This window comes from Rhodanobacter sp. ANJX3 (assembly GCF_014200755.1).
Taxonomy (GTDB): Bacteria; Pseudomonadota; Gammaproteobacteria; order Xanthomonadales; family Rhodanobacteraceae; genus Rhodanobacter.
On record NZ_JACHCM010000005.1, the window covers coordinates 390,097 to 403,107 of the forward strand.

At 58.8% G+C, this 13,011-nt stretch carries 10 protein-coding genes and 1 pseudogene; 3 read left to right on the forward strand and 8 right to left on the reverse strand.

Annotated features, from left to right (window positions below):
• Nucleotides 1–84 precede the first annotated feature (84 nt).
• The 3 genes from flgM (at nucleotide 85) to HDE76_RS15800 (ending at nucleotide 2,212) form a co-directional block, all read left to right on the forward strand.
• Nucleotides 85–399 (forward strand): flagellar biosynthesis anti-sigma factor FlgM, encoded by a 315-nt coding sequence (flgM, locus tag HDE76_RS15790; protein WP_179478446.1) that lies wholly within the window; start codon nucleotides 85–87, stop codon nucleotides 397–399.
• The gene (locus HDE76_RS15795) at nucleotides 396–842 is read left to right on the forward strand and encodes a flagellar protein FlgN (RefSeq protein WP_179478448.1); all 447 of its coding nucleotides are present in this window, start codon (nucleotides 396–398) and stop codon (nucleotides 840–842) included. The genes flgM and HDE76_RS15795 overlap by 4 nt, the downstream gene beginning before the upstream one ends.
• 89 nt (nucleotides 843–931) lie before the next feature.
• Nucleotides 932–2,212 (forward strand): HDOD domain-containing protein, encoded by a 1,281-nt coding sequence (locus HDE76_RS15800; protein WP_255481629.1) that lies wholly within the window; start codon nucleotides 932–934, stop codon nucleotides 2,210–2,212.
• Between the two features lie 86 nt (nucleotides 2,213–2,298).
• Here the strand turns inward: HDE76_RS15800 and HDE76_RS15805 are convergent, their stop codons facing one another.
• The 8 genes and pseudogenes from HDE76_RS15805 to HDE76_RS15840 all read right to left on the reverse strand — a co-directional run.
• Entirely contained in the window at nucleotides 2,299–3,363 is a 1,065-nt protein-coding gene (locus tag HDE76_RS15805) for an HDOD domain-containing protein (protein WP_184508939.1), read from the reverse strand.
• 877 nt (nucleotides 3,364–4,240) lie between these two features.
• Nucleotides 4,241–4,405 (reverse strand): annotated as a pseudogene (gene csrA / locus HDE76_RS20815) (carbon storage regulator CsrA); the annotation flags it as partial.
• Between the two features lie 647 nt (nucleotides 4,406–5,052).
• Complete coding sequence (locus tag HDE76_RS15815) at nucleotides 5,053–7,377, reverse strand: M28 family peptidase (RefSeq protein WP_184508944.1); 2,325 nt, start codon at nucleotides 7,375–7,377, stop codon at nucleotides 5,053–5,055.
• 91 nt (nucleotides 7,378–7,468) lie between these two features.
• Nucleotides 7,469–8,722, reverse strand: a complete 1,254-nt coding sequence (locus HDE76_RS15820) for an FtsX-like permease family protein (protein ID WP_184508946.1) — start codon at nucleotides 8,720–8,722, stop codon at nucleotides 7,469–7,471.
• Nucleotides 8,723–8,735: 13 nt separating this feature from the next.
• Nucleotides 8,736–10,052 carry an ABC transporter permease gene (locus HDE76_RS15825; protein ID WP_179478458.1) on the reverse strand — a complete coding sequence of 439 codons (1,317 nt, stop codon included), beginning with the start codon at nucleotides 10,050–10,052 and terminating at the stop codon, nucleotides 8,736–8,738.
• A gap of 15 nt (nucleotides 10,053–10,067) precedes the next feature.
• Nucleotides 10,068–10,949 carry an alpha/beta fold hydrolase gene (locus tag HDE76_RS15830; RefSeq protein WP_184508948.1) on the reverse strand — a complete coding sequence of 294 codons (882 nt, stop codon included), beginning with the start codon at nucleotides 10,947–10,949 and terminating at the stop codon, nucleotides 10,068–10,070.
• Nucleotides 10,946–11,923, reverse strand: a complete 978-nt coding sequence (locus tag HDE76_RS15835; RefSeq protein WP_184508950.1) for a TauD/TfdA family dioxygenase — start codon at nucleotides 11,921–11,923, stop codon at nucleotides 10,946–10,948. Before HDE76_RS15835 ends, HDE76_RS15830 begins: the two co-directional genes overlap by 4 nt.
• A gap of 40 nt (nucleotides 11,924–11,963) precedes the next feature.
• Nucleotides 11,964–13,011: non-ribosomal peptide synthetase (locus HDE76_RS15840; RefSeq protein ID WP_255481631.1), on the reverse strand; the 1,048-nt coding region annotated here is incomplete at its 5' end.

Genomic DNA, 13,011 nt, shown 5'->3' on the forward strand with positions numbered 1-13,011 from the left:
GTCGGATCGGCGACCTTAAAGTTTCCAACGCTGATGCCGATAAGCTCACTACAGGGCTCAACGCACAAGAGAATCCTAAGACCTATGAACACGACCATTTCATCCAACGGATTGCCCGTTCTGCCGCAGGCGACGACCAGCCAAGGAAGCGCCAGCAATCAGACCGGCAGCGCCAGCACCAGCGGCTCCGCCGCGCCACAGTCCGATGACAGCATCAAGCTGACCGACTCGGCCCACGCGCTGCATCAGGCGACCAGCGTGAGCGCGCAGAGCCCGGTCGATACGGCCAAAGTCGAGCAGATTCGCAAGGCGCTGACCAACGGCAGTTATCATGTCGACGCCGGCAAGATCGCCGACCGTCTCGCGTCGATCGAAAGCCAGATCAACGGCACATCATGACCCCTCCTCTGCAGGCCGAACTCGACAGCGCCCTGCAGGCCATCGTGGCCGACATGCGGGCAGCCACGATGCAGCTGATTCTGGTGCTCGATGAAGAACGCGAGGCGCTGATCCAGGCCGATGCCGAAGCCCTGAATCGCTCCGGCGAAGCCAAGCAGATGCTGACTCGCAGACTTGAGCAGCTCGATGCGGAGCGGCTGCACTTGAGCGCCGCATCCGCACAGACGGCGCGAACGGTCGACCCGGCATGGAGCGAGCTGCTCAAGAATCTCACCGCCTGCCGGGACAAGAACCAGCGCAACGGTGCCCTGGTCGGGCAGCGGCTCTTGCAAGTGCGCCGGGCGCTTTCCGTATTGACCGGAAATGGTTCCGACAGCGGTATCTACGGTCATAGCGGAACCTTGCATATCGGACACCGTTCGTTGCCTTTGGCCGAAGCCTGAGCCGTGCGGTACCACTCGTGCGACGGCCGCGACCCTCGTTTGCCGATCATTGGCAACGACAAAGCATTTGCCCGAGCTGACGAAAGATCATGAGCTCAACTCCCGCCAATACGCATCGCCACGATGATGCCAGCACGCTCGACCTCGACATGCCGCTGCCGATCGTGCGCAGTCCCATGCTGGACCGCCGCGGGCAACTGGTCGCCTATGAGCTGCTGTTTCATCGCGAGGAACTGGGGGCCGATGCCGAAGCGACGCTGATGCGCCGACTGCTTGCCGCCATCACCGATGGTGGGATGGGGCAGCTCGTGCGCGGCAATCGCGCCTTCGTTCGCCTGTCGCGCGATTTGCTGATGGAGCAGACCGACGTGCTGGCTCAGCATCCGCGGCTGGGCATCATCGTGGACCCTGTCAGCATCGCCGATGCGGATCTGGTTCCACGTCTGCAGCAACTGGCCGATCGCGGCTGCGCGCTCATGCTCGACCTCTGCGAGCTGGACGCCAAGGCAGAGCGGCCCTACGGCAATCTGGAGCCGCTGCTGGCCATGGCCACCTGGGTGCGGCTGGACGCGGGTGCCATCGATGCGAAGGCCCTGGCTTTACGCAGCGCCGAGCTGCATGCGCGCGGGCTGAACGTGATTGCCGGCTTCGTCGACGACCCCGAGATCTACAGCCGTTGCGAAAACCTGCCAGTGCAGGGCATCCAGGGGCGCTACCTGCTCCTGCCCGAGCAGTTCGACCTGCCGGTGCTCACCGCGAGCCGGTTAAACCTTCTGCGCCTGATGAAGGCGCTGCAGGAAAACAATCCCGGGCCGGTGGAACTGGGCGAGATTATCCGCGAGGATGCCGTACTGAGTTACAAACTGCTCGGCTGCGTCAATTCGGCCTATTTTGCGCTGCCGCGTCAGCTCAAATCGATTCAGCAGGCAGCGATCTTCTTCGGTGTAGCGCGTATGCGCAACTGGATCTACACCATGGCGCTGGGCGGCATGGACGACCGGCCGCCGGAGCTGTTGCGCGCAGCATTGATTCGCGCCCACATGTGCGAAAAGCTCTCGCAGGACATGCCGGTCCATTTTCGGGACATGGCCTTCATGGCCGGCTTGCTCTCGCTGCTGGACACACTCATGTGCGCTCCGATGACGTTCTTGCTGAGCCATCTACCGCTGGCTCCGGAAATCCACGAAGCCTTGGTGGAAAATCGCGGCCCATTCGCGGTACCTCTGCGACAGATCTATCTATGGGAAGCCGGCGAGCTGGGCGCCACCGACACGCAGCCGCAGGACATCGAACGAATGTCCGCGATTTATCTCGAATCCACGCAGTGGGCGGATCAGGTCTACAACTTCGCCAACCGGCAAGCGTACTGAGGGCCCGAGGGCTATCGTGCCGCAAGCGGCGCGCATCGCCGCAGGCCACACATACTTCCACCTGCGCGCGAATGCGGGCTCGCGGTTTACCGGTCGAAGCCGTCGGACGAACCAAAGCGGCGCCACAAATCGCTTCGCGCCCGTTCCACGTGCACCGCCGACAGGCCGTCGACCCGCTCCTTGACCAGCGGCGTTCCACGCTCGATCCGGCCATTGAGACTGAGCAGTTGCAGCATCGCCAGGTGATCGGCTGCCAGCAGCACCTTGCCGAGCCCACTGCACGGCGGCTGGCGGCGCGCCTCCATGCGCTCGCGCAATGCCTCGATAACGTTGGCCGGCAACTCCCAATGCAGCGCGGCACGCAGGGACAGATAATTGCCTATCCTCACGCAGCTGCTGAGAAACTCCGCACTGAAAGCACCGAGTGTGGGCGAAACTTCCTGGTCGAGTAAGCGGATCATCGCGCCGAAACCGGCATGGCTGACGATACCGGCAAGATACGTTTCGAACGGGTCGCTGTGACCTTTCGCCAGAAACATCCCGGCATGCGCGCACTGCTCGGCGTGATCCCACAAGAGTTGGCCGGCCGAATGGCCGAGCATACCGGCACTGCCCTGCAGGATCGGCTTCATCACGTGCAACGTCACCATCGTACGCAGGCCGTCATGGCCCAGCAGCACGACGGCGTGCTGCAAACTCACGATCGGCTTGAGCGTGCGGAAATGCGCGCTCTGGGTCACGCGCATCACTTCGCCTACCAATACGGGATCACGTCCGATCAGTCGGGCGATCCCGATGCCATCGGCCTGCTCACTTTTGAGCAGACGCAAAAGCTGCGGCAATATCGCAGGCAATCGCGGCAAACTGGCGATGTCGAAGCGATCCGCGCCGCACAGCTTGTCGAGCCGCTTGAGCATCGCCACTTCCGGCAGGCGCATATCGGTGACCGTCGAGTCGGCCATGCCCAGGATCAGGCGATAAAAGCGGTCGTCGATGTCGGCACCGTCAAGAGCCGGAGCCTCTGGCACCGTCGCCAGGTCGATGCTGGAGGTTGAAGCACTCGATGCTGAGGCACCGCTCTTTGCCGCCACGACGACCGATCGGACCTGCGGCCCATCGCTCGTAAACAGTCGCTTCCAGATTCCTGCCATGTTTTACGCCCCGATGCGGGCCTCCGCTCAATCCCCATAGGCCGCCGCATCCTCCGCTGCAGCAACCCGGCCCTAACTAACCGCCACCGCATTTGCCGCTCGCCGATGCCACGCCAGAGACCCGTCGACACGCTTCGTTAGTCAACGGCCGACGATACCAATACTTGAGCGCGGTACCCGGCGCGACCGCGCGCTCCATGTCGCATGGGAAGAATACGCCGCTCGGGGCACGTACAAACGAGCCGTCCGCAAAAAGCGGCTTGCACAACAGACTCGGCCCACCCTGCTGTGGATGCGCCGTGTACCCAACGGTGAGGCGACACGGTCATACGCGCCGTCGTCCATGCTCTGCATGCCGTGCAGATTCGCGTGCATACCTGACCAGGGACAAAGGCAGTGAATTCGTCAAGCATACGGTGATCGATATCGCCCTGCACGCCAAAAGCTACTTCGCCTAACCCTACGCATCCTGGCAGCACGGCAGCCACGAAAATACCAATGATTTGGTCCGGCGGCACCTGCCCAAGCGCAGCGATCTGAGCGCTTACTCCGACGTCGATATCCAGGCGATGGAGACAAGCTCGACTAGCGACCGCGCAAGCGGCTGGGATTGCGCACGCCACAACAAATTTTCGATGCTTCTTTCAACCGCGGCGCACTTCGTAGTTGAATCCGTCCGTCGTCGCACGCCCGTTGTCGTGTTGCGCCGACGGATGCACGCATGTCACGCCACGTCGGTGGGATAACGTTACTTGGACGGTGGCCGGCGGCCGCGAGACGTCACTGGTATCTGCGTGACATTACGCGCAGACGGCGCCGAGAGAACAGCCGAGGACGACGGCTCGGGGAGACGATCCAATTCATCGCGCATCGGCCTTCGCTCACGCTCAATGCGTTTGTAGATTTCTTCTCGATGTACCGATATATGTTTGGGAGCCGAAATACCCAAACGGATATGACTGTCCCGGATGCCCAACACGGTCACGACGATGTCATCGCCAATGATCAGGGATTCGCCAATAACGCGGGTCAATATAAGCATTGTGCCATCCATGCGCTCATCATCGATTTTTACTTCTAATGTGCATCGAACGATGCGTTTTCAAAAAGGTATCAGCCTAAATGTCGAATATCCGTTGTCGACAGGCCTAAACCATGACGACAAAACGGCAACGCCCGCATAGTGGCGGCTTTGTGGATGTTGAGACTTGGTGAGACATACCGAGAAGTCGGCATGCTCCCGGCGGGATCCAAACTCATCGCACAAAGCATTGATATGCAAACATCGGTAAGATCGGCGGCAGTATCTGTGCCCCAGAAATGCCTCCAAACTTGCTGGATGACCTTGGACGCTACTTATAAGGGTGAAATCAGCTGTCTCTGTCAGCGTCAGCTAAAAAATCTTTCGTATGAGTTTTAGCTTTTGATATGGGTGCTTCGCACAAGGTCAAAAAGCCTTGTGCTACGCGGTTTCCAAACGTTTCTAAAATCGACCTACCGTCACGGTTACTGTCATATTTCGATTGCGCTAGCAGTTCAAGCGCTCTCAGATCTTAGTCGTTTCGGCAATTCTCTGCTATTTCGGTTTCTCATGGTGTGCTAGAAATTCCGTCTTCGGCGCCGTGTGACTCGATAACAGTGTTCAGACTAGGCCAATAAGCACTAGCGAATCATGAGCACGCTTTCGATTCATTTTCTTCCAACAAATCCGTCGAGCGACTGACGCACGTATACGATTGTCTTGTCGCCCTCCTGCGTTGGCACTTGTGCGGCGGTTCGCAGCGAAGCGATCTCTAACGCTCTCCCCGACAAGTTGTAACGGGTTCCCGATAGTATGATTTCGCGGGTGGCCGCCGCTCTATCGATTATTAGCTCTACAGGCTGATCTGCTGCCTCCGTCCCGAGGAAATGAATCGACATGCCGCGTTGCCTGAGCTTGGCGTCGACTGGGAAGTCTTGACCGCTAAAACGCAATGTCGTGATTCCGTGGCCCGCTCCTACGGTCATTGTCAGCTCGTCGTATCCTGATGCGGCCACCCAGTGCACACACTGGGCATAGGCATCCGCATCGACAGGTCTCGTTCCGCAGCCATCCATCATAGGAGCCGCTGAATGCGGTGCCGACAAGGGTGATATGTAGCGGGCATTCAACAGCATTCGAGGCCATGGCGCTTGCACGGCATGGGAAAAGCGTGCGGCCGCCGATAGCGTTGTCAGCAAGGGATGACTCGACGACCCGTTCGCAATCCATGACTTTCCGGCGGTTACATCGTCCACCTGATACACGTTGGCCTCCATTGGATCGTTGACCGTCTCGTGCGGCGCCATCATCACAAAGACCAACGCGCCAACGGAAGCCAGACCTATAATGGCGAGGGCAATCATGCGCATTCGTCCGGCAAACATCCGCCCGAAGACGAGCACGCTGGCACACATCATGAGTACCGAGGGCACGGCCGCGATCGCCGCCTCATCCGGTGACAGCATCATGGTGAAAAGTCGAGTCGCCGGAACAAAAACCAAGCACGAGACTATCCAACTGGAAAGGAAAACCAAATCACGCACCACCTCGCTTCGAGCGCGCGTCAAGGCTATCAAGCCAGCAGCCATGACTATCGTCTGTACCAGCAGCAACGCGCTGAGCCCCGCGTTCAAACTCGTAAGCGCAATCAAGCCAAGCAGTTGAAACGTGACCAGCCCCGCCATGGCACGCACCGCATCCCTGCTCTCGCGAACGCGCCAAAACATGAACACCACGAATAACGCTACGCCAAAGACGGCAGCCCAGGTGATGGACGTATGCGCCAGCCAAGGCGTTGGTGTGCCGGTCGTTATCCGCAGCAACATCATGACGCCGTCCACGAGGGCCAAAGCGATGGCGGCGGAGAAGATCATCTTCGCGGTCGATCCCAACCATTCGCGATAGCGCAGGCGCTTCGTGTAAAACAATATCGCCAAGCCCAGCACGGCAAACACGACGCACAACGCCACAAGAGGCCAGGTCCATGACGCCGGCCAGCGAACGACAAACGCATGCGACAGATCGACGAAACCCGGTAAAGCGAGAGGCGACACGTCACCGTGTTTATCCGTCAAGCCGCTTAGGGTGCCCACCACGGCAGCACCCTGCAATTGCATGCTGGCCAAGCTGAGATGAGCGAAGTCGTCGCGAGGCGTGTGGTAACGCGAAAGACCGCCACCGAAGGCAAAATTGAGGCCATGCATGCCAACCTTCTTGAACACCGAATAGTCGGTGTCATTGGGAAGCAGTTGGTAAATTGACGAAATGTAAGAAGCCGTGTTGATCGGACGCACGTTCCGCAGGAATGCATCCACTAGCTCGCCGCTTGCCGGACCGGCCTCGAACATGATGGACGGCCCTTCAGTTCCCCGCGCCTCGAGATTGAGATCGAGCGTCACGTGATCTGCGTCGATGCCCATTTCTGATGCAGCCTTGGCACCGAGAGTTCCCGGTTCTTCGCCATCCGTCAGCAGGAAAATCAGCGGCACCTTCAACGCCCCGATGGCGTGGAGCCGTGCAATTTCCAGTAGCGCACCAACGTTCGACATGTCGTCCGCCACGCCTGGCCCCGCAGGAACCGAATCGTAGTGCGCAGTGAGAAGCACCGGACGCGCGGACTGGTCTTTGGCGAGAAGGCGCGCAACGATGTTATGCACGATGGCGCAGCGCGCGCCGTCGTACCTGAATTCGCAAATGGGACGACTCAGATCCTGTGTGGAATAACCGAGCCGATTGAACGCTGCGATAGTCCGTTGGCGAATCGCGGCATTTGCCTTGCTGCCCAGCGGATGCGGCACCTCGTCGGGCATGACGGTGTGCGCGAAATCGAGCGCCCTCTCGGCAGAAAACACTTCGCTCTGAACATTGGCGGGAACCAAGGCGACCGTATCGAAAGGGCCCAGGAGAAGCCAGACAACGATAGCCAACACGGCGATCCCGGATAACGCGAGCCACGGACGTCTGTCATGCGAACCAATGTGGAGAGGGTTCATGCAGAAATTCCCGACGTTGCACACGCCACATCAAAATTGCTCTGATTCATTCGAATATTCCTTAGTGTCGATTTCAGCAATCGCGGCAGATTCAGTTCGTGCGGTTGGACATGGCCGCCATCGGCGTAATTTTCGATGCTCGACGCGCAGGGACGAACACAGCGAATTGCCCCGTGGCGACAACCAGCAGCGAGGCCAACAACACGAAGACAATCGGAATACGCCGCATCTCATAGTGTTCAATAAGCCAAGCATTGAGTGCGAACGCGACGACGATTCCAACGACGGCGCCGACGCTCGATATAAACAAGTTTTCGAGATGGAAGTGCTGGAAGATGTCGATTTTTCGGGCACCCAGCGCGCGTCGAATACCGATCTGTCGACCTCGCTGCGCTACCCAGAAACTCGTCAGTCCGACGATGCCGGCAGCGGTGACGGCAAGCAGAATCGCGCAGACGGAGGCCATCAGAATCGCCATGCCCATATCGGCACGATAAGCATCTTCGCGAATAGCCGCGTACGAACGAATGCCGTCTTCTGCGATAACCCGTGCACTGCTCACGCCGTAGAGGGTTGATGCGGTAGCTCGTATCGCCTTGTCCAATGCTTGGGGCGTCGTACGAACCGCATAAGTACTGCTATCGTCACTCAGCCGGACCGGCACGAGGGTGGAGTGATAGGTAAACGTATCAGCCCAACTATGCGTGGTGGATACCTGGAGCCGGTCAATGATTCCGACGATACGGGATGGCGAGCTCGATCCGTCGAGGTAGATGGATTTACCCAGCGCACTCGATTCGCCGAATACGCTCTTAGCCAGTTCCTTGGTGATGATCACCACCGATGGTGTATGGCTTGCCTGCGCAGCTTCATGCAAAACGTCGCCACTGGTGAATTCCCTGCCCTCGACCAGGTGCGCGCCAAGCGTCGACAGCATGTTTTCGTCACCGTAATAGTAGACCGTTCGTGCCAGTGGGCTCGCTTGATTGGGCTCTAATGCGACGCCACCGTCGCGGCTCGAATTGAGTAACGGCAATGTGTTTACCGATGCGACCGAGGTCACCCCAGGAATCCGCCGAAGTGCGGCCATGTCTTCGACCTGCATGGCATCGAGCTGAGCGGTCTTTTTCGTCGGATCGTCGGCGGCCGGAAGTACCCACTGCTGAGTGACCCAATACAAGCCATCTTCCTGCAGTCCGGTCGGACGATCGATCCGAGAGACTCGCTGGGCGATGATGAACATGGCATTGCAGACAATGGCCAGGGTCAGCGCAATCTGCAGAGCGATAAGTATGGCGCCGGCGTACTGCCGACGCATGGCCGCAATAATGGGATGTAGTTTCATAGTCAAACTTATCTCAGTCCATCTTCAACTGGAGAGCCGGCTGCACGGCAGACGCGCGGGCTGCCGGGAAAAGACCTGCGAGTGTCGTTGCGACAACGGCTGTCAGGAGGCAAAGGCCGAGTAGGCCTGCATCGAGATGTGCCAGCGAAGCGATGTCTTTCGGTAACAACGCATGCACACCAGCGACGCCGAGCGCGGTCAGAGCCAGCCCGAATACGCCACCGGAAAGCCCTACCAACGAAGCTTCGGTGACGAACTGGAGATAGACCGAACGCTTCGTGGCGCCCAAGGCCCGACGTATGCCGACCTCACCGCGACGACGCATGAACTTGGCCAGCAATAGGCCGGTGGTATTGATGATGCAGACAGCGAGCAGGCCGATGGCGACCAACAAGGACAAGTGGGTATCGCTCGGTGCAACCTCTTCGAACTCCAACCATTCGCGCAAGCCCATCAAGCGGGTGTCGGATTTCCAATGGAAACGTCCTGCCCGGTTTTGCAGATTCACGTAGTCATCGAGGTAGCCGCGAAATGCCTGCACGGCCGAAGCGTCGCGCAGCTCGACCATGTATGAGATCCAGACACAGTTGGACTGGATGAGACCATCGAAGCCGGCGCTATTCATCGCACTGTTGCAGTTCGTGTTGCCGGTATTTTTGATGCCTGCCGTGATGGCTGTCTGGAACGGCACCAGGATATCGACCTTCTGTGTCGTGAAGCCGCCGCTGTTGTGCACATCGTAAAAACGCGGCTGCGGATTCCAGTTATCGAGCACGCCGACGACACGAAAATCCTTTCCGGCGATATTTATCGTGCGTCCCACACTGTTTTTTCCGGCAAAAAGTTCGTCGTTCAACGCCGAGCTGATGACCGCGACCGTAGCATGCTGGCGATCATCGTTATCTGACCATCCATTGCCAAAGCGCAACGGCACTTCGGCCATCGGAAAGAACTCGCTGTAAACAGCATTGCCGTCGATATTCTTGGAATGGTGATTGCTATCCGCTGGAGCGAGCGCGGGCTGGATGGGATAGATGGCCGACTGGCGCGATGCGCGATGGTCGCGCATTAAGTTCATCGCATCGAAGTAATCGAGCGCGTCAGGTGGGTCCTTGCGCGCAACGCCATTGCGCGGCCCCCACATGTCGAACAAGGGTACGAACAATTGCGACGACTTGTCGGGTACCGGATCGCCGGATACCGCGCGAAATACCGCGAAAGTGGTCACTGAAGCGGCAACCCCGAGACCAATGGCCAAGACCATGAGCAGAGTCAGCCCCCAGCTTCGTCGCAAGTTCCTGACTGCTATTCCTACGTAGTAGGCAAACATAGAACCAATACTCCCTTAAGACTTTAAGCCGTCATGCCACCAGCAGGCCATGGTTTTGATTTGCGGTTGCTGGAGGATCGAAAAATGATCACCCGGCCCGTGCCATACATCGGTATCTCGTGCGTGCTTTGCCCACTCCTCGACATACGCATTGCGTTGAGCGAGGTCGTCATCGAGAGTGAGGTCCACATCACGCACCTGCACGAGCCGAAGTATTCCCTCGAAGACTCGCGTGGGCCGATAGCGCGCGCGTCTTGCCGCGGCGAACGTAGCCAGTGGCCCCAAGAGCAGCGAACTGGCGCTTCGTGCCGGCAACCTTCCATGCGCAACAAGCAATCCATGCAATGCAGATAGAAAAGTTTCGCGATCGGTCGACGCGTGTATCCCGGGCGATAGTGAAAGTTCTATCGCATGGATTTTTTCGAAAACGTGGACGAACTCGCCGCGGATGGCGGCCTCATCCAGCGAGAGGTTCTCCGTCCCCACAGGATCTGGAGCTTCCGAGTCGATGAGGGTGAGCGATGCCGGGTTGATACCTTCGGCCTGTAGCCGCACCGCAAGTTCGAAAGCAACGCGCCCGCCATGCGAGTGACCAACTAAGTGGAATGGGCGAGAAGCGATACGGCAAATTGCATCCAGGTGATAGGAGGCTGCGTCTTCTACCGATTCACACGGCGTCTCGCCCGGACCGATGCCCAACGGCTGTAACCCGAAGGTCGGCCGCTGGTGTCCGATTGCCGAGGCAAACGGCATGAACGAAGTAACGCTCGCTCCCGCGCCAGGTATGCAGATTACCGGCACGGCACGGCTGTGAGTGGAGTGAAGTGGAATCAACGCGTCGATCGATGTGGCAGGTGTGCGCGCCGTGACCTTGGCGTCCTGTCCTGAGGTACTCAAGCAGCAGCCTCGGCGAGCTTCGGGTGGTAGGGCTCCATCAACGACGCGAACACCGCGCGCTCACCCTTGAACGGTCGACGGCCGTGGGCGTATTGCATGTTGTCGACCCACAGGACATCGCCGGTCTGCCATGGAAAGGCAAGTGTGTTTTTTCGGAATGCATCATTTATCCGGGCAAGTTCCTCCGCGGATATCTCGCTTCCGTCGCCGAAACGAGCATGGCGAGGAAGACGGTCGAGCCCGAATAATTCAGTGAGTGCTTCCGCATGCCCCTGACCCAGGCTCGATACGTGGAAAAGATGTGCCTGGTTGAAAAAAACCCGGTCACCCGTTCCCGGATGCTCGGCGGCTCCCTGAGCACGACTTACCGTGCGCAGAAGGTCGCCGTCGAGCCATTCGGTCGAAATGCCGTTGCTGTCGCAATAATTTTGGAGTTCGCCTTTGTCGGTTGTCTGGAAAACATCTTGCCAAGGCAGATCGACTCCCTGGTGGTAATGCCTTATGTACTCGACACCCAGCTCCTGAAATTTATTCAGTAGCGCCGACCCAATGTCCCGGGTCACCTCGCGCATGCAGGCTACCGGCGTCTCGCCTCCTTCGACCGCCGGCTTCGTGCAGCAAAATGCCACCGTCAGAGGCCAGTTGTCGCTGTACGAATTTTCGTTGTGCAAGGGAATTTCAAGTTGCGCGGGATAACTGGTCGCCGTGGATACGCGATCGGTCACGACGCTGCGTGGTGTCGACCGGTAGATGTAACGCATATGATCCGAGGTCAGCCCGTCCACGAGGGCATGAAAATCGGAAACCTCGTCGACACGAAAGCCGCGAAACAAAATGGCGCCATGCTCGGTCAGCCGAGATCGAAAGTCGTCGCGCTGAGCGACCACAATATCGAGTAACGATAGACGCCCCTGCGTGGGCCTGGCCAGGATCGGGCCAGTGTGTTCGGGGAAAAGCGGCGTGATATCCAACATGGGTAGGCTCCGAAATCTGTCTAAAGGCAAAGCTGTCGTGTCAGACGCGTTGAAGTGTCGATTGATCCAATCCTTCGGAGAGCGATGCACCGAGGAAAGCTAGATGAGCGGGATCGTCCATCATGCTGAGATGGTTCCCCGACACGGCGATCACCTCGATGTTCTCCCTGTGATGCTCTACCCATGCATGCGAGCTGGGATGGGTGTTCTCGACCGCTTCGAAGAAATGAATTTTCTCCGTCTTAGGCGCGGGTGCGTACTCGCTGACGGCATCGACAATGGCATGTCGAGCTTGTAGCAGCGATCGCAGCGTTTCCTCGTCGAACACTGGCAACGCACTGCCATCGGCCAGACGAATATCCTGTTGCGTATACACATAGGCGACCAGTTCGGGGAAACTCATCGCATCGGTGTGGGCGACGATCTCGGCCAAGCGCTTGCTGTCGACGAGACGGGATAGCAACGTGATGACTTCGCTGCGCGGATCGAACGGCGGTCTCGCCGTCGTGTCCGCCGAGGGGAAAGTCGTATCGATGAGACCAAGGAAGCCAACCTCGTCGCCACGGTCAGACAATTGCCTGGCCATGTCGTAGGCGATGACGCCACCCGCCGACCATCCGGCAATCCGGTAAGGGCCCGATGGCGCAACCTGCTTGATGCCGGCCACATAGGACGCGGCCATTTCCTCGACCGACGCATAGCCTGTCTGCCACGGAAGCATGCCGTCAGCTTCTATGCCATAGACAGGCACATCGACGCGAATCCACGGTGCGAGCAAGCGAACGTAGTCGATACCGCCCCCCCCCGGGTGCACCAGAAAAACCGGCGGCGCCGAGCCGGCCGTACGAATCGGCACGATATTCGTCGTGGCCGGCTTGACGATCCTGGTCCCGACAAGAATCGCGAAAGCACGCAAGGTCGGATTGGCGAACATGTCGCGCATAGCCAGCTCGATTGTAAAACGCTTGCGCACCTTGACCATCAGCTGGACCACGCTAAGCGAATGCCCGCCGAGTTCGAAGAAATGATCGTTGCGCCCGATCCGCTCGACACCCAGCAACTCCGACCAGAGACTCGCGATGGCCGTT